General features: G+C 70.0%; 19 protein-coding genes and 3 pseudogenes. 13 read left to right on the forward strand and 9 right to left on the reverse strand.

What is annotated here, in order from left to right; translation table 11 throughout:
- Positions 1-57 precede the first annotated feature (57 nt).
- Both ACIPJI_RS22235 and ACIPJI_RS22240 read left to right on the forward strand, forming a co-directional pair.
- Positions 58-969: an alpha/beta fold hydrolase gene (locus ACIPJI_RS22235; protein WP_402248262.1), complete on the forward strand. Its 912-nt coding sequence runs from the start codon at positions 58-60 to the stop codon at positions 967-969.
- Between the two features lie 328 nt (positions 970-1,297).
- Positions 1,298-2,971: a hypothetical protein gene (locus ACIPJI_RS22240; protein ID WP_402248264.1), complete on the forward strand. Its 1,674-nt coding sequence runs from the start codon at positions 1,298-1,300 to the stop codon at positions 2,969-2,971.
- A gap of 236 nt (positions 2,972-3,207) precedes the next feature.
- Here ACIPJI_RS22240 and ACIPJI_RS22245 read toward each other — a convergent pair whose 3' ends face one another.
- The 4 genes from ACIPJI_RS22245 to ACIPJI_RS22260 all read right to left on the reverse strand — a co-directional run bounded on the left by ACIPJI_RS22245 (position 3,208) and on the right by ACIPJI_RS22260 (position 9,442).
- Positions 3,208-4,608 (reverse strand): TerD family protein, encoded by a 1,401-nt coding sequence (locus tag ACIPJI_RS22245; protein WP_402248267.1) that lies wholly within the window; start codon positions 4,606-4,608, stop codon positions 3,208-3,210.
- Positions 4,609-4,949: 341 nt separating this feature from the next.
- Positions 4,950-5,891, reverse strand: coding sequence for an NUDIX domain-containing protein (locus ACIPJI_RS22250; RefSeq protein ID WP_373465386.1), 942 nt, complete (start codon positions 5,889-5,891; stop codon positions 4,950-4,952).
- A gap of 216 nt (positions 5,892-6,107) precedes the next feature.
- Positions 6,108-9,059 (reverse strand): NACHT domain-containing protein, encoded by a 2,952-nt coding sequence (locus ACIPJI_RS22255; RefSeq protein WP_402248270.1) that lies wholly within the window; start codon positions 9,057-9,059, stop codon positions 6,108-6,110.
- Positions 9,060-9,253: 194 nt separating this feature from the next.
- On the reverse strand, positions 9,254-9,442 hold the full coding sequence (locus tag ACIPJI_RS22260; RefSeq protein WP_356625364.1) for a hypothetical protein: 189 nt from the start codon (positions 9,440-9,442) through the stop codon (positions 9,254-9,256).
- Between the two features lie 670 nt (positions 9,443-10,112).
- Here ACIPJI_RS22260 and ACIPJI_RS22265 point away from each other — a divergent pair.
- The 4 genes from ACIPJI_RS22265 (at position 10,113) to ACIPJI_RS22280 (ending at position 13,585) form a co-directional block, all read left to right on the forward strand.
- Positions 10,113-10,823 carry a hypothetical protein gene (locus ACIPJI_RS22265; protein WP_402248272.1) on the forward strand — a complete coding sequence of 237 codons (711 nt, stop codon included), beginning with the start codon at positions 10,113-10,115 and terminating at the stop codon, positions 10,821-10,823.
- A gap of 200 nt (positions 10,824-11,023) precedes the next feature.
- Positions 11,024-12,007, forward strand: a complete 984-nt coding sequence (locus ACIPJI_RS22270) for a BtrH N-terminal domain-containing protein (RefSeq protein ID WP_402248275.1) — start codon at positions 11,024-11,026, stop codon at positions 12,005-12,007.
- A gap of 340 nt (positions 12,008-12,347) precedes the next feature.
- Positions 12,348-12,782: a DUF2243 domain-containing protein gene (locus tag ACIPJI_RS22275; RefSeq protein WP_373465385.1), complete on the forward strand. Its 435-nt coding sequence runs from the start codon at positions 12,348-12,350 to the stop codon at positions 12,780-12,782.
- The gene (locus tag ACIPJI_RS22280) at positions 12,779-13,585 is read left to right on the forward strand and encodes a cytochrome c oxidase assembly protein (RefSeq protein ID WP_402248277.1); all 807 of its coding nucleotides are present in this window, start codon (positions 12,779-12,781) and stop codon (positions 13,583-13,585) included. Before ACIPJI_RS22275 ends, ACIPJI_RS22280 begins: the two co-directional genes overlap by 4 nt.
- A 55-nt stretch (positions 13,586-13,640) precedes the next feature.
- Here ACIPJI_RS22280 and ACIPJI_RS22285 read toward each other — a convergent pair whose 3' ends face one another.
- Positions 13,641-13,889 carry a hypothetical protein gene (locus tag ACIPJI_RS22285; RefSeq protein WP_307710192.1) on the reverse strand — a complete coding sequence of 83 codons (249 nt, stop codon included), beginning with the start codon at positions 13,887-13,889 and terminating at the stop codon, positions 13,641-13,643.
- 128 nt (positions 13,890-14,017) lie between these two features.
- Here ACIPJI_RS22285 and ACIPJI_RS22290 point away from each other — a divergent pair.
- Both ACIPJI_RS22290 and ACIPJI_RS22295 read left to right on the forward strand, forming a co-directional pair.
- Positions 14,018-14,275, forward strand: a pseudogene (locus ACIPJI_RS22290) (IS5/IS1182 family transposase); the annotation flags it as partial.
- Positions 14,276-15,106: 831 nt separating this feature from the next.
- On the forward strand, positions 15,107-15,607 hold the full coding sequence (locus ACIPJI_RS22295; protein ID WP_356625140.1) for a DUF1360 domain-containing protein: 501 nt from the start codon (positions 15,107-15,109) through the stop codon (positions 15,605-15,607).
- An 80-nt stretch (positions 15,608-15,687) separates the two neighbouring features.
- Here the strand turns inward: ACIPJI_RS22295 and ACIPJI_RS22300 are convergent, their stop codons facing one another.
- Positions 15,688-15,948 (reverse strand): DUF2267 domain-containing protein, encoded by a 261-nt coding sequence (locus ACIPJI_RS22300; RefSeq protein WP_356625142.1) that lies wholly within the window; start codon positions 15,946-15,948, stop codon positions 15,688-15,690.
- Between the two features lie 185 nt (positions 15,949-16,133).
- Here ACIPJI_RS22300 and ACIPJI_RS22305 point away from each other — a divergent pair.
- Positions 16,134-16,283, forward strand: a pseudogene (locus ACIPJI_RS22305) (IS630 family transposase); the annotation flags it as partial.
- Positions 16,284-16,301: 18 nt separating this feature from the next.
- On the opposite strand, the gene ACIPJI_RS22310 reads toward ACIPJI_RS22305, so the two are convergent.
- A complete protein-coding gene (locus tag ACIPJI_RS22310) occupies positions 16,302-17,759 on the reverse strand; it encodes an aldehyde dehydrogenase (RefSeq protein ID WP_402248280.1) in 1,458 nt (485 codons plus the stop codon).
- Between the two features lie 307 nt (positions 17,760-18,066).
- Positions 18,067-18,237 carry a hypothetical protein gene (locus ACIPJI_RS22315; RefSeq protein WP_356625143.1) on the reverse strand — a complete coding sequence of 57 codons (171 nt, stop codon included), beginning with the start codon at positions 18,235-18,237 and terminating at the stop codon, positions 18,067-18,069.
- A 505-nt stretch (positions 18,238-18,742) separates the two neighbouring features.
- Between ACIPJI_RS22315 and ACIPJI_RS22320 the strand changes: the two are divergent.
- Together ACIPJI_RS22320 and ACIPJI_RS22325 are read left to right on the forward strand one after the other, a co-directional pair.
- Positions 18,743-18,906, forward strand: a pseudogene (locus ACIPJI_RS22320) (IS5/IS1182 family transposase); the annotation flags it as partial.
- Positions 18,907-19,029: 123 nt separating this feature from the next.
- On the forward strand, positions 19,030-19,341 hold the full coding sequence (locus ACIPJI_RS22325) for a hypothetical protein (RefSeq protein WP_356625144.1): 312 nt from the start codon (positions 19,030-19,032) through the stop codon (positions 19,339-19,341).
- Between the two features lie 363 nt (positions 19,342-19,704).
- On the opposite strand, the gene ACIPJI_RS22330 is transcribed toward ACIPJI_RS22325, so the two are convergent.
- Positions 19,705-20,601, reverse strand: a complete 897-nt coding sequence (locus tag ACIPJI_RS22330) for a universal stress protein (RefSeq protein WP_402248283.1) — start codon at positions 20,599-20,601, stop codon at positions 19,705-19,707.
- Between the two features lie 568 nt (positions 20,602-21,169).
- Here ACIPJI_RS22330 and ACIPJI_RS22335 point away from each other — a divergent pair.
- The gene (locus ACIPJI_RS22335; protein ID WP_402248285.1) at positions 21,170-21,568 is read left to right on the forward strand and encodes a hypothetical protein; all 399 of its coding nucleotides are present in this window, start codon (positions 21,170-21,172) and stop codon (positions 21,566-21,568) included.
- A gap of 79 nt (positions 21,569-21,647) precedes the next feature.
- Positions 21,648-22,229: a carbonic anhydrase gene (locus ACIPJI_RS22340; RefSeq protein WP_307710185.1), complete on the forward strand. Its 582-nt coding sequence runs from the start codon at positions 21,648-21,650 to the stop codon at positions 22,227-22,229.
- Positions 22,230-22,236 lie beyond the last annotated feature (7 nt).

Consider the following 22,236-nt stretch of genomic DNA (forward strand, 5'->3'; position numbering starts at 1 on the left):
CGCATGGACAGCGCGCTCCCGGGCAGAGGACCTGGACGTCCGAGGCGAGGAGGCTGCATGTTCGACGGTTTCGAGCTGACACGATGCGAGGGAGACGGGGCGCAGCTGCGGGTGCGTCACGGTGGCAGCGGTCCCGCGGTGCTGCTCCTGCACGGCCATCCACGCACGCACGCGACCTGGCATCGCGTCGCCCCGCTGCTCGCCGCGGCCGGTCGCACGGTCGTCTGCCCTGACCTGCGCGGCTACGGCCGGTCCGACAAGCCGGCGACCGACGAGCAGCACCGTCCGTACTCCAAGCGCGCCATGGCCGACGACTGCCTGGCGGTCATGCGCCGGCTCGGGCACGAGCGGTTCGCCGTCGTGGGGCACGACCGAGGCGCGTACGTGGCCACTCGCCTCGCCCTGGACCACCCGGAGGCCGTGTCCGCCATGAGCGTGCTGGATGCCGTCCCCATTGCGGAGGCGCTGCGACGCTGCAACGCGAGGTTCGCCGCAAGCTGGTGGCACTGGTTCTTCCTCGGACAGACCGACAAGCCTGCCGAACGCATCATCAACGCCGACCCCGAGGCCTGGTACAGGGGCACCCCCGAACAGATGGGCGCCGACGCCTATGAGGACTACCGGCGCGCGATCCACGATCCGGCCACCGTGCATGCCATGTGCGAGGACTACCGAGCCGGCCTCGGAGTCGATCGGGAGCACGATGAAGCCGACAGGAGGGCCGGCCGGCGCATCGGCTGTCCGCTGCAGGTGCTGTGGGCCACCCGCGACGACATGGTCGACCTCTATGGCGACGTGCTGAGCGTCTGGCGCGACTGGGCGGGCGATCGGCTGGACGGTGGCCCGATCGCCTCTGGACACCACATCGCCGAAGAGGCGCCCGAGGCACTCGTCATTGCCCTGCGTGAGTTCTGGCGGAGCACCGAAGGGCATGGTCCGCGCGGGGAACACCCAGCTGGCGCATGCTGACCGGCAACTCTGTCAGAGCTCGATGTCGATGCAGTCGACGTCGGTGAACTCGACCTGGAGGTCCTGGGCGCGGCGGCCGTGGTCCTTGAAGTAGATCCCCGGCGCGTCGCTCGACGACGGCCTCGACCGCCTCAGTGGCCGGCCCGGGCCCGGCGCGTGCGTTTCCCGGCCGGGCGAGATCGGTTCTACCCTCGGCCACAGGTGTCCCCGGAGGCCTTCACCGCGTTGGGACAGTGCGTGCCGGTCGCGGCGCGCCCACATGTCCGGCCCGGGCCGTACGGCTCGTACGCGACGCCTGCCCGACCGGGCCGTACCTTCAGGGAGACGGATGAATTACTACGATCTCGGCACCCACACCCGCCCCGTGACGACGTCCTCCCCGTCCGCCCAGGTGTGGTTCGACCGCGGGCTGCTCTGGTCGTACGGCTTCCACCACGAGGAGGCCGTCTCCTGTTTCGAAGCCGCCGCCGCGGCGGATCCGGACTGCGCGATGGCCTACTGGGGTATCGCCTACGCCCTCGGTCCGAACTACAACAAGCCCTGGGAGTTCTTCGACGGCGAGGACCTGGCCCGAACCGTTGAACGCACCCACGCGGCCGTCGAACGCGCGCACGAGAAGGCAGCCGGCGCCACTCCCGTCGAGCAGGCCCTGATCCGAGCGTTGCGGTTCCGGTATCCGCAGGCGGAGGTGGTCGAGGATTGTTCGGTGTGGAACGAGCCCTACGCCGACAGCATGCGCGCCGTGTACGAACTCGCTCCCGACGACCTCGATGTCGCCGCACTCCATGCCGACGCACAGATGAATCTCACGCCCTGGCAGCTGTGGGACCTGCGGACCGGGCTGCCGGCGGCAGGCTCCCGCACGCTGGAGGCGAAGGCGGTCCTCGAGCAGGCGATCGACACCGGGCCGGGAAAGGCACACCCCGGGCTTCTGCACATGTACGTCCACCTCATGGAGATGTCCCCGACCCCCGAGGCCGCCCTGCCCGTCGCGGACAGGCTCCGTGGCCTCGTACCCGACGCCGGGCATCTGCAGCACATGCCCACCCACCTGGAGGTGCTCTGCGGGGACTACCGGCGTGTGGTGTCGGACAACACCATCGCGATCGCCGCCGACGAGAAGTATTACGCGCAGGCCGGCGCGATGAACTTCTACACGCTGTACCGCTCGCACAACTACCACTTCAAGATCTACGGTGCGATGTTCCTCGGCCAGTCGGCGACCGCCCTGGAGACCGCCGCACAGCTCGAGGCCTCCGTCCCGGAAGAGCTGCTGAGGGTGCAGAGTCCGCCCATGGCCGACTGGCTGGAAAGCTTCCTCGCCATGCGGGTGCACGTACTCATCCGCTTCGGCCGCTGGTCCGACATCCTGGAACTGCCACTGCCCGCCGACCCGGAGCTGTACTGCGCGACGACGGCGATGCTCCACTACGCCCGCGGCGTCGCCTTCTCGGCGACCGGCCGGATTCCTGAGGCGGAGAGCGAACGCGAACTGTTCCGTGAGGCCGTCTCCCGGGTGCCCGGGTCACGCACGCTGTTCAACAACACGTGCGTCGACATCCTCGCGATCGCGTCGGAGATGCTCGACGGCGAACTGGAGTACCGCAAGGGTAACCACGACGCCGCGTTCGCCGCGCTGGAGCGGTCGATCGCACTCGACGACAACCTTCCCTACGACGAGCCGTGGGGGTGGATGCAGCCCACCCGGCACGCGTACGGCGCCCTGCTTCTCGAACAGGGACGTGTGGAAGAGGCGGAGGCCGTCTACCGGGCCGACCTGGGCCTCGACGACACGCTGCCGCGTCCTTCACAACACCCCGGCAACGTATGGGCGCTGCACGGATTCCACGAGTGTCTCCTGCGCCTGGGCAAGACGGCGGAGGCGCAGATCGTTGCCCAGCAACTGAAGCTGGCGTCCGCCATGGCGGACGTACCGATCAACGCGTCCTGCTTCTGCCGTCTCGAAACGGTCGCGGACGCGGCGGAAGGCGGCTGCTGCTGACGACCCGCCAACCGTGGCGGCACACATACGGACCGTCCTTCGAGGCGGGCGGCGAGGCTGGGCCCCGCGAGCTCGCCGCACCAGGCGGTCAGCTGCTGACCGGGCCGCGCTGTCGGACCTCGGGCGGCGGTCGCGGCCAAGCGCCGCTGCCCCGTGTGCCCCCTGCAAGCGAGCGCGGCACCGGTGGCTCTTTACGCGTATGGGAGCGTCCGGAGCGTCCGGCAGCGGCGGGACGGTCAGTGCGTGCCCCGCCGCAGCCGGCCCTTGGCCTTGCCGATATCGGTCACTTTCCACAGGCCGCCGTTCGACTGCCGGCTGTGCGGCTCCAGGTGCTTCAGCCGCGCCCGCCACGGGCCGTCCGCCCTCTCCACGTGCACGATGACCGGGCCCTCGGGCAGCGGAACCGTCTCCCGCCGTTTGCCGATCTCGTTGACGACGTTCTCGTCCGTGGGCAGGGTGGTGGGGTCGTCGTGCCCCTCCAGTTCGTAGAGGTTGATGATGAGGTTGTCGTCTCCTCGGTAATGAAGGGCGAGATCGGCCGTTCCCCCGGTGTGCAGCAGGACGTCGGGGCCCCGGCACTCCAGCTCGTCCTCCGTCAGGCGCGTCGCTGCGGCAAGCGGCAGTACCTGGAGCTGCCAGGGGCCTTCCGCCTTCAGCTGCAGACGCAGACGCCCGTTCCCCGGGACCTGGGCGAGCAGTCTGCCCCGGAAGTTCTCCTCCGTGCTGTTGACGAGGGTGTCCCCCTCCTTGTTGAAACGGGTGAGGGGCCACATGCCCGTGTATCCGTCTCCCCGGATGCTGAGGTCGACCACGACCGGTCCCGGCGGGAGCCCGTTCACCGTGATCACGTCATTGTCCCGGCCTGTCTTCATGTACGGCTCGAAGACGGCGCCGAACGTCCAGTCCGGCCCGCTCGGCTGCGGATGGAACGGTGGAGTCACCGCCGCGGGCGTCGGAGCGGAAGGCGCCCCGAAGACCGGCGCCGGAGCCGGGGGCTGAACCGGGACCGGGGCCGGGGCTGGGGCCGGGACCGGGGCTGGGGCATGGAACGGGACCGGGGCTGGGGCATGGAACGGGACCGGGCCCGAAGCCGCAGCCGGGGCCGGTGGCTGGAACTGAACAGGAGCCTGGGCCTGGGCCTGGGCCTGGGCGTCTTCCGCCACGTCCACGCCGTGGTCCCTCGCCAGGCCGGCGAGGCCGTTCACATAGCCCTGGCCCACCGCTCGGAACTTCCAGCCCCCCGCCCGGCGATACAGCTCCGCGAGCACCATCGCCGTCTCGCCGCCCGCATCCGTCACGTCGTACCGCGCGACCGACGTGCCATCCGGCGCGAAGGCCTCCACGGACAGTTCGTCCACGTCCCGCAGCGCGCCGGCCTCCGCCGACCCGACCACCAGGACGCGGACGATCTCATCCTCGATCGCGGTGAGGCCGGCCTCCAGCCACACCGTGCCGCTCTCCTCCCCCAACAGCCTTACAGCACCCGAGGGGTGGATCGGCGCACCGTGGAACACGATGTCCCCGTCCCCCCGGACCCGGCCCTTGTCCGTCAGAAGCAGGACCGCGACATCCAGCCCGTTCCGCACCGCGAGCCGCAGCGGCACCGTCGGAACGAAGCCGTTGCCTCCCTTGATCATTTGCCCTCCCCAGAATGGATCACTGCTGAATCCTGCGGTCATGCAGGCCTTCGGGACAAGACCTGGATGGATCCCCCGCTCCCCGCGCCGACCGCGGCCCGCTCTCGCCACAACAACTCGTGGCACTTCGGCACTTGACACCTGATGCACCAAGAAGACGAGTGCCGCTGGATCGCACAGCAGACCCGCCGGCACCGTCGGTGCCGACGCACCGAGGCTCCGACCGGCTCCGGTCACCAGACGGCCTTTACCGGTCGTGCTGTCGGCGCACCATCCCGGTGATCCAGGTGGGCGCGAACGGAGACGTGCAGGGTGTGCTGAGGGCGTCGGGAGGGGTCATGTCAGCATGCCCTCCGGGCGGCGGGGGTGCCCCATCCGAGTTCGGTGTACGCGGTGCCGGCGCGGATGCCGTCGATCGCGGCACGGGTGTAGGCGACCGTTCGCTCCGGCAGGGCGTCGAGGGGCCACCAGGTCCAGGCCGTGCACTTGTCGGGTTCACGGACCGCCGGCTCGCCGGCCCACCGGGACGCCGTGAAGAACAGCTGGATGCGGGGATCGGCGCGCTCGTGGTCGAGCACGTGCACGGTGTGCACCAGGGTGAGGTCGGCCGGGTCGATGACGAGCCCGGCCTCTTCGTACGCCTCGCGGACCAGACACGCGCTCACGCTTTCCCGTTCGACGTGGCCCGCGAGAGCGTGCCAGGCGCCGCCGGCGAACGCCACACTCGGGTGCCGCAGGCCCAGCAGGGTGGTCCCGTCGCGTTCGAGGAACAGGTGCGCGCCGATCACGTTCTTCACCGCGCCCGCGCCACCGAGGCCGACGGCCGGGCGTGGTCCGGGCAGGGGCGGGGTGGGATGCTCGGCGTGATGGGTCTTGATCGCCTCGTGGGCCCACGGGCACATGGAGAGCTGCTCCATGGTGGAGAGGTCGAACCAGGCGAACATGATGCCCTCGGACACCGGCAGGGCGTGGGCGTCGCCGTCCCAATGGGCCGTGTAGAGGTGGATGTTCTCCTCGGTGACGTACGGGCCGTGGGCCGTGGTGGTGGTGTACGGGGTCACCTCAGGCAGGACGAGGCCGGTCTCTTCGAGGATCTCGCGGGCGATCGCCTCGTCGAGGCTCTCGCCCTCCTCGAGGCCCCCGCCGACCAGAGACCATGTGCCGGCATCGCAGATCGGTTTGTGCGCATCGCGCAGATGCAGGAGGTACTGACCGCGGCTGTTGAGGATCATCACGGCTGTGCCGGCCGTGCTGGTGGTGTGCGCAGCGGACAAGGAGCTCACCTTCCGTGGGTCGGGGGGCGACGGTGAAAAGGTCGAAGTCGACGACGACCAGGTCGTGGCGGGCGGCGATGGCTCTGGCCTGCTTGGTGAACGTGCACGAGGCGACGAAGAGCGGGGTGTCGGCTCCGTGTTCGCTGCGGGCGGGCAGCCGGCTGCGGCTCCCCCGTCCGCACCATGCTCTGTTCCGTCGTCGAGGCATCCGGGGCATCGGGCTGTTCAGGCCTCGCCGGGCGGTTGCAGGTGCTCGGCGAGCAGCCGCCGCACTCGTGCGCGTACCTCGGGCGGCACGCGGTCGAGGCCGCGCAGGACCCGGTCGCGCAGCGCGTGCGGTTCGCCGGGCGGGAGCTCGTCGCTGCCGCCGATCAGCAGCCGCAGCACATCGTGCGCCAGGGAGGTGGCCGATCCGCCCGGTGAGGTGACGAACGTGGTGACGGCCGGTCCGAGCCACGCGAACACCGGGTCCATGGCGTGCCGTACGACGGAGTCGTTCGTGCCCCCGGACACGTCGAGCTTGTGCCACAGCTCGTCCCAGTAGGTGCGTGACCAGCCGGGGCCGTCGTTGTCCCGGGGGTAGCGGTACAGCCAGTTCATGTTCAGCGGGTCCGGCGGGGACGGCTCGCCCGCCCTGAGAGCGATCTCCAGTTCCCTGCCGGTCCCGGTCCAGGTGCGCCGGGTCGACACGGACAGGGCGAAGTCCGTCCACTGCTCCTCGTCGAACGACGAACGCCACAGCAGCACGTGCCGGTGCCAGGCGCTTGCGTGGTCCGCCCAGTACGGGAACAACTCCCTCGCGGCGGTGCGGCCCTTCAGGATCAGGATGACCAGCACCAGGTTGGCGCCGTAGATGCCGTGCCGGGCCGAGGTACGCAGTCGGCCGGGGTGGTAGGCGGGCCGGGGTTCGACCGTGCGCTCGGCGTGCTGTTCGAGTACGCGGATGAGGAGACGCGCCAGCCGGTCGCGCTCGTCACCGGGGATCCGGCGCACCATCGATCCGGCGAACCGCAGCATTTGCCGCGAGGACAGCGGGGCGTACGACAGCAGCGTGTACGCGAGGTCGTCGTCGATGCTGCTCTCGGCCAGGGACAGGGCGGGCCGCTGCGCGAGCATGCCGGTGAGGACGTGCAGGGCGAGGCGGACGACCAGGTACTCGCCGAAGGTGGCGTGCAGGAACTCGTACGTGGCCAGCACGCGGCCGTCGCGCACGGACTGGGCGCGCTGGACGAAGAAGAAGCGGCCGAGGGCGATTTCGGCGGCGCCGAGCGGGGTGCGGAGCCCGGATGCGTCGGCGGTGGGCCGGCCAAGGAGCGCTGTGAGGTCTTCGTCGAGTTCGGTGGCGGAGACCCACTGGCGGCGGCGGTTGTGCAGGGCGAAGGCGACCAGGGACAGGCGTTGCAGTTCCCGCTCGGCGCGGGCACGCGCTTCCTCGTCCGGTGCGGCGGCGGGCGCGGGGCCGGTCTTGTCGGTCTCGCGGCGGGCGAAGGAGGTGAGCAGTTCCTCGTACAGCTCGGCCTCGTCGAGAGGGCCGTCGCTGTCGCGGCGCAGGGCGTTGTCGGCGGCGTCGTACAGCGCCAGCATGGTCAGCAGCAAAGGCTGCTCGGCGAGTGCCTGGTGGCGGGCGACGGCTGCCCAGGACAGCGGTCGCAGGCCGCGGGCGGCGAAGCTGCCTGCGTTCGCCTCGTTCCACAGGGCGAGCCAGCGGCGGATCTGCTCGGGGCGGAAGGGCTCCAGGCGCAGGGCGACGAGGCCCTCCGGGTAGCGGGCGCGGTCGGCCACGGCGATGCGGCTGGTGACGAGGGCCCGGACGGGGCGGCCCTGTTCCGCCTCACGCTGCTGGAAGCGGGCGACGCGGGAGAGGAAGTCGCTGTGGTGGACTCCGGTGGTCTGCAGCAGTTCGTCGAATCCGTCGAGCAGCAGGACGGGCACGGCGGTCCCGGCCGACCGGACCAGCTCGGGCCAGGACGCCCTCTCCCCGGTTGCGCTGCGTACGGCCTGCTCGATCTGGTCCTGGAGGTCGTCCTCGGCGTGGACGTCCCGCAGCGGTACGCGGACGGGCAGGAAGCCGGCGGAAGGGAGCCGGGCGGCCAGGACGCGGGTGAGGACGGACTTGCCCGCGCCCGGCTGCCCGAGCACCAGGAGGGGCGTCTCGGCCAGCCCGGCGGAGGTGAGGGCTCCGGCGAGGTAGGAGGTCAGGTCGTGGCGCACCGTGGCCTCCTCCCACCAGGACTCGGTGGCCGGTCCGCTGTGACCGGCGACCTCGCGGACCCGGAAGTCCGGGTCGAGGTACATTTCCCGCAAGGTCGGGACACGGATGCCTTCGGGCCCGGTCGACGCGTCGAGAACGGGGCGGGTCAGGACGGCCTCGTAGGAGCGGGCGAGTGCGGCGGCGACGTCCGTGGGCGGATGGGCGGTCCGCGCCAGGTCCGCCAGCAGGTCGGCCACGCCGGCCAGGGACCGGCGCACCTCCGCCCGGGTGGCCTGGTGTTCCACCTGGGCCGTCCAGAAGCCGAACTCCGGTGCCTGCTGGGCCAGCTGGGCATACAGGCTCTCGTACTGCCGGACCGCTTCACGGGGCAGCTCGGCGTGCAGGGCCCGCCGGGCCTCGGCGCGTGCGGATTCCGGTTGGGCACTCCAGACGTGAAGGCCTTCGGCGAAGTCGAGGAAGCGCGCCGACAGACCCTCGTACCAGACCGCCAGTTCGTCGGTCACCGCTTCGAAGGGGCGGTGGGGCGCGGGGTGCGGTAAGTCTGTCGCGGCCAGCGAGCGGACGAACGCGGCGCCGCTGCCTGCCGGTTGCGGTGCTCCGGCGAGGGCGAGCTGTTCGCGGCGGGTCAGCTCCAGCTCATCGATGCGGACGGGGAGCCGCAGTCCCTCCAGGGCCTGGAACCAGGCGAGGACCACGATCACCGTGTGGGCGGCGTGCAGCAACTCGGTCCGCCGGGCGCGGCCGTCGACCCGGCCCAGGCGCTGTCCCACGCCGCGTACGGCGTCACGGCCGAGTCCCAGGACGCTGCCGCGGGCGTCGGCGATCCGCAGCAAGCCGTCGCCGACGCCGCCGGTCGCGACGTTCAGCGCTCCGCCGAGCGCCCGGTCCAGCGCGGCAACGGCGGGCGGGTCGCCGCCCAACAGCACCAGCGCGTCCGCAAACGACAGCAGTCTGCGTGCCCCCACCGCTCCCCCAGCGTCTGTACATCGGTCGTGACGACTCCCCGACGCACTGTGGCACAGGACGTGGGCGGCGGGGCGGTGTTCGAGGAACGTGGCTGTGCCGTGTGCTCGTCCCGGTCGAGGCGGCAGACGGAGCGGGCCTCACAGGCCCTGCGCTCCGGCCTGCCCAGGCCAGGCCCGGTCCCGACCGGGGCGGCCTAATCGCCGCCGCCCCCACCGCCGCAGGAGGAACCGCCGCCGCAGGAGAAGCCGCCGCCGCAGCCGTAGCCGCCGCCGTCCCCTCCGCCCCGACGGCCGCCCCGGCCCTTCGTCTTCTTCTTCCCAGCCGTCCCGACGAGCAGGATCACGATCACGGCGAAGCCCGCGATGGTCAGGAAGTCGGTCATGTCGTCCCCCGTGTGTCTCCGGCACGCGTGCGTGTCGCGTCGCGTGTGCGGCAACGATGCCCCCGGCGACCGGCGGCCCAACCGGACTTGAGCAAGTCCAGAGCTTGGGCCGCCCGGCCGCAGCCTGTCAGGCCGGGCGGCTCGCGAGGTTGATCCGATCGCCCGGGCCTCCCCCAACAGCCGGTCGTGGGTTACGAGGACGATCACGCCGCGATACTGGGGCAGCGCCTCCTGGAACTCGTCGTGGAGCGCCGGGGCGATGTGGTTCGTCGGCTCGTCGGCTTCTCCGAATCGAACCGGTCGCGGTGGGAAGGGACACCGGCCGGGCCGGTTCGATTCGGCGGCACCGACACGCGCAAGGTACGTGTACCGGTCCTGTTCCGCGGCCGGCGCCACCGAGCCCCGGCGGTGCGGACTGTTGGCTTCCGCCGCCGGCGGTGGGGCGGGAGTATCAACCCGATGGCAGCCAGGCCGAGGTCACGCCGGTGGTCGGCACACTCGAGCGACGCGATCGTTCAACCGGATACGGCAACACGGTCAGGTCCTCGAGGCTGCGCGCGACTGTGGCCGCCCAACAGCCCGGTGCCATGAATCACCGCATCGGACGTACCCTGCATCACAACAACCACAACGTCTGTCAGTGACAGCCCCACCCCGCAGGGAGCGAATCATGACCAGTGACCACAGCATCGCCACCACAACCGCCATGCTCCAGGCCGAACTTCCCCAACTGGAAGAGCACCAACAGGGGCTGCAGAAGGAACTGGAGCAGGTGACCGAGCGGCTGGAGTCCGTGCGCGGTGCCCTGACCGCGCTCAACGCCTTGGCCGGCACCACGCTCCCCCAGCCGCGAACCGAAGTCCCGGCGCCCACCGACACAGCCGTGGAAGCACCGACCGAACCGGCCAACGACCCGACACCCGAACCGGCACCGGCACCGGCACCGGTCGACGAGGCTCTGCCGCCGAACGACACCGCCGTGCCTGCACAGAAGAAGACAAGGAGCCCGCGCCGCTCGCCGAGCAAGGCTGCGGCGGCTCCGCGCAGGAAGGCCGCTCCCAAGGCGGCCGACGAGCCGGCGCCCAAGCGCCGCCGGACGAAGAAGGCCACCGGCGGCAAGGCAACCCCGGCCAAGACGGCCCAGGAGACGGCGCCGGTCGAAGCCGCGACCCAGGACGCCGGCGGGCTCACCGACCAGGTCATCGCCGTGCTGGCCGGCCGCCCCGACACCCCGCTGCGTGCCCGCGACGTCGCTCAAGCCCTCGGCCGTGACGACACCACGGGCAACATCAACACCGTACGCAGCACCCTCGACCGCCTCGTCGCCACCTCCCGCGCCCACCGCGCCGGCCGCGGCCTCTACCAAGCCCCGGCCAACTGACACAGCTGCGTCAGGCCGAGCCCAGGTGGCAGGCCGCCCGCGCCCTGCCTCGGTCTGAGACGTTGTTTCTGTCGGTGCTCGCCCTGCGTCACAGGTCGAACCGGACAACAACGTAGTGCAGGCCGGATAAGGCCTGGGAGGCGGTGGTCTGGCACGCCATCTGCGGTGTCGTCGTCTGGTGAAGGGGGAGAATGAGCGGCATGACCATGGTGAAAGACATCGAGGTCCGCGGAATGCAGCACTGCGAGACGACAGCGCTGGGCGTGCTGCTGCGGCACGAGGGACTCGACTTGTCCGAGCCCATGCTGTTCGGGCTCGGCTCCGGGCTGTCCTTCATCTACTGGGACAGCAAAGGCATGGGCTTTCCCTTCCTGGGAGGTCGGGTGAAGCCGTTCGAGCTCACCAGGAACCTGGCCGCCGTACTCGGGCTCGAGCTGCTGGTCGGGGAGACCACCTCCCCCCGCAAGGCATGGCAGAACGTGGCGGCGCACATCGACGCCGGTCGGCCGGTCGGCCTTCAGCTCGACAGCTACCACCTGGACTACTTCAGCACCAAGGTGCACTTCGGCGGGCACGTCGTGGCCATGTACGGCTACGACGAACAGGACGCCTACCTGGTGGACACCGCCCCGCAGGGCGGAGCCGTCTCGACCAGCCTCGCCGCCCTGGCCAGGGCCAGGGCCGAGCGCGGCCCCATGACCGCCAAGCACCGCTCCTTCACCATCACAGCGGCCGGCGAACTGACGTCACCGCAGGACCGGATCATCCCCGCGATCAAGACCTGCGCCGAGGCCTTCCTGAACCCGCCCATCGCGAACCTGGGCCACCGGGGCATCGAGAAGACCGCCAAGCAAGTGCCGACGTGGCTGCAGCGCAGCGACAATCCGCAGGAAGACCTGCCACGGGCCGCCGTCCTCATGGAGAGGGCCGGCACCGGCGGCGCCCTGTTCCGCAATCTCTACCGGGACTTCCTCGCCGAGTGCGCGCAACTGGTCGACAACAGCCACCTGCGCACCGGCCACAGCCTGTACACCGAGGCCGCCACCCTCTGGACACAGGTAGCCGCACTCATCACGGCAGCCGGCGAATCCGGCGACGCCAAGAACCTCATGCAGGCCGGCTCCATCCTCCACGAGCTCTCGCGCATCGAACGCGATGCCATGCAGGCACTCACCATGCTCTAGGGGGCCGTCCGGCGGGTCATGTGCGGGGCCCGAGTCGGACCGAGGCAACAGGGACGGTGCCATGGAAGACATGGGCGCGCTTGTCGAACCTCGTGGCGACGGCCCGAAAGTTCCTGAGGGCCTTGAAACGACGTCAGCGAACACCAACGTAGGTTCGCGGGGATCTGCCGTCTGCTCAGCCGTCATACCTGCCATTTCACCTCGGCGACGACACAGACGTGACGAAGGAGCCCTCCCATCCCCCGGGTAGGGGGCTGCAGACCAGGCGCGGCCTGGGAAGAGATATGGGGTGATGAGTGAATCGCCGCGAGCGGCGTCCGAGCCACAGCCGGGACGGTCGATGGCAGTGTGTGCGCTGATCGGCGCTGCAGTCATGGCCGCGGTGGACGAGATCGTCTTCCATCAGATCCTGGGATGGCACCACTTCTACGATCGTTCCACCTCGTCCGTGGGTCTTCTCTCCGACGGCCTGCTGCACACGGCCGAGTTACTGGGGCTCGTGGCCGGGCTCTTCCTTTTCGCCGATCTGTGCCGCCGCCGCTCGCTCGTCCGGCAGCATGCCTGGGCGGGGTTTTTCCTGGGGCTCGGGGGATTCCAGCTGTTCGACGGGATCGTGGACCACAAGCTGCTGCGTCTGCACCAAATCCGCTACGGCGTCGAAATCCTCCCCTACGACATCGCATGGAACGCAGCGGCTCTGCTGCTGCTCGCCATTGGTGCGGCGCTGGCGGTCCGCGCGGCCCGCCACCGACGTAGGGGGCCGGCCGAACGGTGACACCCACCGGCATTCACCACACCGGCATCGCGGGGCCTGTCGAGACGGCGACCGCCGCGGTCACTCTGGTGGCCGTAGCGGCGTACCTGACGGCCGCCGCCCGGCTGCGCCGGCGCGGTGACAGGTGGCCGTGGGCCCGCGACGCGGCTTTCACCCTGGGCGGAACGGCCATCGCGTACGTGCTGATGGTCCCCCTTGCCGGCGACCCGTTCACGGCCCACATGGCCCAGCACCTGATCGTCGCCATGGTCGCGCCGCTGCTGCTTGCCCTCGCCCGACCCCTCACTCTCGCGCTACGGGTCCTGCCTCCCGGCAGCGCCCGGCGTGCACTGGTGGCCGTGGCGCACTCCCGGCCAGTGGTCCGGCTGCTCCTTCCGCCCACAGCCGCCGTGCTGGACATAGGCGGTCTATGGGTGCTCTACCGCACCGAGCTGCTGGCCGCCGGCCACGAGCACCTGCTGCTGCACGCCGCGGTGCACACGCACGTCGTGGTCGCCGGTCTGCTGTTCACGTTCGCGGTCTGCCGGCTCGACCCCATGCGCCGTTCCTGGAGCCTCGCCGGGCGAGGTTTCACGCTTCTGATCGCGGGAGCGGCCCACGCCGTACTGGCCAAGTCCCTGTACGCAACTCCCCCGCCAGGCACCCACTTCGCCCCCTCCGACCTGCGCACCGGCGCCATGCTGATGTACTACGGCGGCGATCTTGTCGAGATCGGACTCGCCACCGTGCTCGCCGTTCAGTGGTACGCCGGCACTGGCCGCGCCTACGCCCGCCGCCGTCGCGCCGCGCCCGCAGCCGTGTAACAGCGAAACCGCGACGTCCGCTTTGCCCGGCTGGTTGTCCGCCGGCATCCAGCGCTCATGCGCCGAGCTTGCCCACGGCGTCGCGCAACGACGCTGTCACCCGCGCCACATCCTCCCGGGCGGGTGAAGGGGTGCCTAGCCGGTCCATGAGCTCCGCTCGCGACAGAAGCACTGCTGCGCCGTGAAAGGCGGCGTTGTCGAGCGCGGTCCGGTCGACCACCTGCGCCCTCCCTTCCAGCAGGACCAGGGCGGCGTCGTCCTCGGTAGCATCCAACAGTTCCTGCACGACAGCTTCGTCAATCACTGCACGTTCCCTTCTTGTGGTGCGCTCGAGCCTGGGGGCCCGGGCCGCCGACTCGCTTTCAGCCTTTGCCCATGGCCCCACGGACGGCGTCGTACGGTCCATGAGCGCGGCGGCGCACGGTACCCCGCCGGCCCCGCCACCGGCCGCGGCAGCTGTTCGCCGACCGCGGCTACGGCTACGACTACGACAAGTACCGCCGTCTGCTGTGGAAGCGCGGAATCAAACCGGTCATCGCCCGACGCGGTGTGCCACGGTTCCGGGCTCGGCACCATGCGCTGGGTCTAGAGCGCACGGATGCTGAATTTACGGCTTCCCTCGGCTGCAGATCCGCTGGGATCCGTGACGACATCTGCGAAGCGTTGCTGAAGCTCGCCTGCTGCGTGATCACCCGCATCGAAGCATCGGGGTGGCTCCCTACGCAGACCGGTTACGCAAAGCGCAGTGCCGATCGTGTGTCGCGGTGTCATGGCACAGTCGGCGTCTCGCGCCGATGTGGCGCCTTCCCCGTGCTCCTCACGACCGGAGGCGGGCACCGCGACACACCGACCGGGTTTCCTCACACGACCGGTTCAAACCGCAAATCGCTCGCTCGAGCGCGGAACCAGTGGGTCGGAGCTCGCCCGCTGCAGGACCCCGAGTGCGCTGGGCGCGATGCCCGTTCTCGCAGGCATCCGACCTGGGCCCGAGAGCGTGGCCGGGCGCGTTGTCAGCTCTCGTGCCACGCCCGGCCATCACGTCGCGGACCCGGCCGACCATCCCAGTTCCCGGCGCGAGGATCTTGTTGAGCGACCGGAGGTCGTGGCGGAGGGGGTGCGGACGGGTCGGCGCGGTCTCCTTGGCCCGGCGTACCTTTTCACCCAGCTCGTCGAGCGTCTCCGCCGGGCACACCTCGGCCAGTAACGGAAAAGGCGGTCTTCTTCGTCCCTGACGTGTTCGGTGACCGACGACTTCAGCCGGGTGCTCACGCTGTCGAACTGCCCGTCGCCTTCGTTCAGCGAGGCCGGCGGCGCGCGCCAGTTGGGGGCGCTACTCGCCGCTGGAAGTGGCCGAGGCGCGGCTCCCGCCGGCCGTCGGAGCGAGTCGTCGCCGTACCAGCCGCACGATGCACCCGTTCACCAGCCGCCCCCAATCGACTGCCACACATTCAATAGGAGTGTGGTGCTGGGTTGACGGTTGCCACAGAGGGGCACCCGCACCGGACGACGAGAGGGGTGCCGGTGGGCGAGCAACAGGATGTACGAACGGCCGACGGAGAAGCCGACGAGCGGCCGATGGGCGGTTACGCGATGGCGATGGCGGGTTACGCCACCTACGCCGCGGGATGGACGGCCCTGATCCAACGCTACGGTCGGCCGCCGGAGCGGCACGATGCACTGGACATCGTCCTCGCCGCGATCGCCACCTTCCGGATCAGCCGCCTCCTGACGAAAGGTGCTGTGACCAGCCCGCTGCGGACGCCCTTCACCACCTACGAGGGCCCGCAGGGGCCGGCCGAGGTCAGCGAGCGACCGCGCCATGGACTGAGGCACACGGTGGGTGAGCTTCTGACCTGCCCGTTCTGCATGAGCCTTTGGGTGAGCACCACCTTGACTGCGGGGCGCTGCCTGTGGCCCCGGGCGACTCGGGCCGCCACGGCCGTCATGGCGTCCGTGGCCGGCGCTGATGCGCTCCAACTCGCATACAGCGGACTCATGGAAAAAGTAACTCGGAGTCAGTGACGTCCCAAGCGATGATGCAGCGTTGCTTCCGCCGTGCGCACGCGGCAGCAAGGAGACGCAGCGTCACGTACTCGACGCGTTCAGCCATCTGCGGCCGTCTGGCTGCACAGCGCGGCGAAATCGTGCGGTATCTGATCGAAGAAGTGCTGCAGTTCGTCCGTGGACACTGCCTCGGCGACGGTGGTCAGCACGGCACGTGCATGGATTTGAGGCGTGTGCGGGTTCCGACCCGTCCGCTGGACGATCCGGCGGGAGAACTCTTCGCTGCCGAAGGGCTCGGCCTGCTGATCGCGCGCTGCGTGCAGCGTCTCGGCCAGCCGGGCGGGCAGCTCAGAGGCCAACGCATCGGCCTCGCAGGGGCAAGACGCTGAGCGAGAACTGCCAACACTGCGGCCTCGCTCTGGTCGCCTAGTGCTGTGACCGGGAACGTTCGCCGGGGTGGTGTTGGTGGCTCTTGAGCCGGTTGGATGTGAACTCACTTCTGGTCGGGTGGGGGGGACTGCAGCAGGTCGTGCGGCGAGGTAGCCAAACCCGGGCCCTGCACGCCTACCTGCACCGGCGCGACAACAACGCCCGCCACCCCGACATCCTGGCCGCACAACGACGCGAACGAGCCCGCATCCGCAGCGAGAAAGCCATCCGCTGGGGTGGCAGAGCGGTCCCGGCCGCGACCTGACCGCCGGACCTTTCCCGGTCACAGCACTGGAGCGCCCGGCAAATTGATCGTCTTGTACTCCAGGAACGAGCTGAGGCCCTCGGGCCCGAACTCGCGGCCGATCCCGGATTCCTTGTATCCGCCGAACGGGGCGGCGAACTCGATCCGGTACCCGTTCAGCGTCAAGGTCCCCGTGCGCACCTGGCGAGCGATGCGCATGGCCCGCTCCAGGTCGTTGGTCCAGACGCTTCCCGACAGGCCGTACTTCGAGTCGTTCGCGATACGGACCGCGTCGTTGTCGTCGTCGAACGGGATCACGACGAGCACAGGGCCAAAGATCTCCTCCTGCGCGATGCGCATGGAGCTGTCGACGTCTGCGAAGATCGTCGGTTCGACGTACCAACCCTTCGGCTGGCGCGCGGGACGGCCGCCGCCGACCGTGATCGTCGCGCCGTCCTTCCGCCCGCCGGCGATGTAGTCCTCGACCCGCCGCCGCTGGCGCTCGGCCACCAGGGGGCCGACCTCGGTCGAGGGGTCATCCGGATCGCCGACCCTCAGCGCAGCAGCTGATTGCGAGATCGCATCCACAACCTGCTGGTAGCGGCTGCGATGAGCGAGGATCCGGGTCTGCGCCAGGCAGTGCTGGCCGGACATCATGATCGCGTACGGCATGAGGGCGGGCACGACGCTGTCGATGTCGGCGTCCTCGAGGATGATGGCGGGCGACTTCCCGCCGCACTCGAGGGTGACGCGCTTGAACTGCTCGCCGCACAGCGCACCGATCCGCCGCCCTACGGCGGAACTCCCCGTGAAGCTGATCTTGTCAACCAGTGGGTGCCGCACGAGCGCCTCACTGTTCTCCCGGTCGGCAGGCACGATGTTGAGGACACCTGGAGGCAGACCCGCCTCCATGGCAGCGTCGGCGAGCAGGTACGCGTCCAGCGGGGTCTCCGGGGCGGGCTTCAGCACGACGGTGCAGCCGGCGATCAGGGCGGGAGCAAGATTCACCATCGTCAGGATGAGCGGCGCGTTCCACGGCACGATCTGCCCTACGACGCCCACCGGCTCCCGAAGGATGCGCGCGGGACCGCTGAGACCTGCTCGGTCCTGCTCGAAGGGGAACGTCGCGGCAAGTTCCCTGAAGTAGTCCAGGACCATCACGGGAACCGGTGCCTGGAGTTGGTTCGAGAAGCTGATCGGTGAGCCCATCTCTGTGGTGATGAGTTGTGCGATCTCGGGGACACGTGCGCGCAGGTACTCGGCGAACGGACCCAGCGCGTCGGCGCGCTCCTGTGGAGACATACGGGGCCAGGGGCCATCGTCGAAGGCGGCGCGCGCCGCGCGTACTGCTCGGTCGATATCGGCAGGCGTCGATGAGGGAGCGGTACCGACCTGCTCCTCCGTGACCGGAGAGATGACCTCGATCACGTCTTCCGAGGCAGGCGTGACCATGTCCCCGCCAATGAACAGCCGATCCCGCACTGTGTGGCTGGTCATGTCCGCTCCTTTCGCCGTGCCAGGACGCGCCCACATTGGATGGCCGTCGTTGAGCGAGGCCAAGCCGTCACCACGTGATGCTGCCCTCAGCCGACCACGTCCGGGCCTCGGCCCGCGCGCGGGCTTCCACCAGACGGAGGACCGATGCCGGGGCGACCCGCGAGCAGCAACCCGGCGAACCTTCCCGGTCACGGCACTAGGCACCGCGCTGCTCCACACCCATGAACTCGTCGTGGCGCGATCTCCCACCTCCCGACCGGCCGGGCCGGTGACCGGGCGACACGCCGTAGCCGGTCTTGGGCTCCAGTTACGGGGCGTTCGGTCCAGGGCTGCTGTCCGGGGGTTCCTGCTCGTTCGCCTCCAGGGATGTGTCTTCCGGCTCGGGAGCCGCACCTCGAGTGCGCTCCTCCTCCGGATGGACGTCCTTCTCCCCGGTCACCTGCTCCAGCGGTGTCTCGTGTGAGTCCGACTCAGGCATGGCGTCCTCCTTCGAGCGGGGCATGCCACGGTCGAGTCACCTGACTGGGGCGAAGCTGGGCGGTGGTACGTCGAGACCTTGATCATCGATCATGGTCTGTGTGGTGGCGAACCGGACGCGTGCAGCGATCATCCGAAGTCGACAGATCACCGGACCGGACCCTGAGGTGATCGCCGAACTCGTAGGGTTGATCGGCCCGTCGTGGCAGGAACGGCACCAGGCGGCACTCGCTTCGCGACCACGTCGGCGAGCTGTCGGTGCTGGTGCCAACACAAGCTCGTCTTTGCCGACCGGCTCCTGGCCACGCTGGTTCACCTCCGACACGGCGCCGCTGGTCCGACGTGGACCGTTCCACCATCACGCGTGCGATCAATGAAGTACGGCCGCTGCTGGCCCAGCAGAGCTGCACCATCGCTCCTGGCCTTCGGCTCCGCACACTCACCGAGGTGATCGACCACCTCGGCAAGAACGAGAAGACCGGAATCATCGACGGCACCGAGATCCACGACGCCAGATCAAGCACACCATCCCCGCCCGAAGGACCAGCGGGCCAACCGCAAACGACGCGGCAGCAAGGGCGGCCCACCCATCGGCTTCGACACCGAGATCTACAAACGCCGCGACGAGGTCGAGCGGACGATCAACCGACTCAAGAACTCCCGGGCCGTCACCCCTGGCCGGCACCTCGAGTGGGCAGGGCGCAACCCCCGCCGACCCGAATGAGGCCGTACGGCCACCGGGTACCCGGGCTGCGTGAGGCGTGGGTGGCGGGCGCTGGAGCACACTGGGTGTATGGACGTCTACCGAGGCGACGTCACGGTGATCGCGGACGGCACCGAGTATCCGGCGAGAGCCGAATTGCGTTCGTGGGTGGAGCAGCATCACGTGGCGGCGTTCGGCCCGACCGAGGCATGGGTCGAGGGTGCGGCCGACTGGAATGGCGAGCTCGAGGTCAGCGACGTAGAGGTTGCCGACGTCGTGACGCATGCGGCCGAGCGCCACCTGCGGATGCCGGACGGCCGTGTCGGTGACTTCGTCGTGAGCCGCCGCAGCGTCGATGACGGGCTGCTGGTCATCGACGGGAGCGGGGATCCGCCGTTCTGACCGGGGCGTCACCGTCCTCGGAACGCGTGTCGGATCACCGTCCGATCAGCCGACGTACCGGCGGACGGTGGAATGCCGCCTGCCTGCAGCGGGATGCAGAACGCCCCGGCCGGGCCGGTCATCGCGGTACGGGAGACCGGCGTCGGCGACCACCCGCACAGCTATACGTACGCCACGTGGGCCGAAAGTCGCCGTGGTCGACTGGGACGCGCCCCTCGCCGAAGTCGGCATGGTCCTGGGCGGGCGAGTGGCGGCCGGCCTCGCGTCGGCGACTCGGCTGGTCGTCAACGGCACGGTCCACAAGATCCGCACCGGGATCACTCGGCGTGACCTGCCCGAACGCTACGGCCCATGCAAGACCGGCTATTGGGCTGCTTCAGGGCGCCGCGCGTTGCGGCACCACAGCGACAGGGCAGTCGGCATGCTGGAGCGCGCGGCGTGCGCCACACGACCGAGGGGCAGTGCGAAAGGCGGGTGGCGTCGAGGGGCGCCGAGGACGAGTAGGTCGGCCGTGGCCGAGTGCGTGAGCAGGACGTGGTGGGCCGGGCCCTCGGCGGTGACGCGGTGCGTCAGGACGTGAGGGTGTTCCTGCTCCGCGGCGCGCAGGGCATCGTCGAGCAGGGCCGGTGTCTGATCCTCGTAGTGGTGGGCGGCGTCGCCGGCGAGCAGCGGATGCGCCAGGGGTTTGTGGGCGGGGCGACGCCAGGCGCGTACGGCGTCCAGCGCGCAGCGCCGTGCTTCGGCCTCGCGGAACGCGAACCGTATCGCCGCCGTGCTGGACGCGGCATCGCCCACGCCGAGCACGATGCGGCCATTGGCTCCTTGCCGGTTGTGCGGGGTGCCACGTACCACGACCACCGGGCTGGAGGCGTGTGTCGCCAGGGAGCGGCTGACCGAGCCCAGTAGCGCGCCCGTGATCGGTCCTCTGCCCCGGCATCCGGTCACGACGGCGGCGGCGCGGCGTGCCTCCCGCAACAGGGCCGCCTCGGCGTCGTCGGGGATGATGTCGACCGTGATCTTCACGCCGGGGTTGCGCTGCCAGGCCCGTTCGGCGGCGCGGCCCACGATGTCCTGTGCGAGGGCGCGCTCGGCCGGAACCTCGTCGGAGTGCGTGAAGACGGGGCCTTCGTAGCGTTCCCACAGGGAGGCGTGCACGATGCGCAGCTCCAGGCCGTGCAGGGCCGCCTCGTCCGTGGCCCAGTCTGCCGCCCAGAGGCCGGCCTCTGATCCGTCCACGCCCACGACCAGGGGAAGCGTCATTTCGACCCCACCGCCTTCGGCACGCGCCAGGATGATGCCTTCATTCTCCCGCGCCTTCAGAACTCCGGCAGGATCCTGAAGGCGCGCGGGAGCTGGTGCGGGTCCGCGCACCGAGGAAGGCCCTCTCACGCATCGCTCACGCGCGGTCCACGATGTCCTGGCCGACGATCGCCTTTTACGTGTCCGTAGGCGCCGAGGCATACCGACGTCGGGGAGCCCGCCGACTCCGACACCGCCCGGTCGGACGGCTGCGGGGCGAGCGCGGGCAGCCCGCACACCGCGGACTGCTTCTGATACGGCACTGGCTTCACCCACGACGGCCGACGCCACGTGTGCCGGGTGCACAGCCCATCAGGTGCGGGGACAGGAAACGGAGCCTCAATTACCGCTCCAGTGCTCCCAGGTCAAGAGCCAGTTCAGGCCACCCCGGCCTCCAATTTCGGGCTCTCTCCGGCACGAAACGTTGCGTTAACCCTGCAAACAGCTCCGCCCGGATAACGTGTTTCTTGACCAGTCGTTGACCAAACTTTGGCGCTCGCAAGAAGTGTGAGCTGTCTGGAGGGAGCGAATGTTCCGAGGTAAGACGGCCCAGACCGTGCTTGCAGTCCTCGCTGCCGTCCTGCTCGCCCTCCCGTTCTTGACGCCCGCGACACCGTTCGCACCGGCGCACGCGGCCCGTCATGCTGAGGCCAAAGCCCAGTCCGGAATCAAGCCCTCTGGGAAGACGCCGCGCGACGAGGCCGTCACCTGTCCCGACGTCGGCTACGTCGGCGGCCCGGCCTGCCCCCTGAGCACCCTCGACCAGCACCGCGCCGCCGACTCCGCGCCGCAGCCGTCCGAACGCCACCTGCTGGTGGCGCAGGATCCGGCCGCCGCGGAGGAACCGGTCACGCTCGGCGCCGGGCACCCCAGCTTCTCGAGTCCGACAGCCCACTGCCCGGCTGCACTCCACGTCTTCCGCTGCTGACAGCGGAGCAGTCCCACCCCCCACCTCTGTCCTGCCCGTCCGACGCGCCCCCACGGCGCGCCAGGAGGAATCACCACATATGCAGCCCCTCATCGACAACGCCCGCACGTTCGGACAGCGCCCTGAGGAGTTCGCCAGGCTCGCCGAGGGCCAGTCCCCGCAGGTGCTCTTCATCACCTGCTCGGACTCCCGGGTCGTGCCGGCACTGATCACGGGCGCCCGCCCCGGCGAGCTCTTCGAGCTGCGCACCGCAGGCAACATCGTCCCCCCGTACGCCTCCGAGCACCCCACCTCGGAGGCCGCCACCATCGAGTACGCCGTGCAGGTGCTCGGCGTCTCGGACATCGTCGTATGCGGCCACTCCCACTGCGGTGCCGTCGGCGCGCTGGTGCGCGGCGACGACCTCGACGCCGTGCCCGCCGTCCGCGACTGGCTCGGGCATGCCGCGGACAAGCCGGCGTCGGCCGACCCGGGGGACCCGACGGTCGCCGCGGCCGTGCAGCACCACGTGCTCGCCCAGCTGCTCCGTCTGCGCTCCTACCCCTGTGTGGAAAAGGGGTTGGCCGAGGGACGGCTGCGGGTGCGCGGCTGGTACTACGAGGTGCACACCGGGGCCGTACGCGAACACCGTGCGGACACCGACACCTTCGCGTCCCTGTGAGCGGCGC

It is taken from the genome of Streptomyces sp. NPDC086835 (assembly GCF_044745705.1).
Taxonomy (GTDB): Bacteria; Actinomycetota; Actinomycetes; order Streptomycetales; family Streptomycetaceae; genus Streptomyces.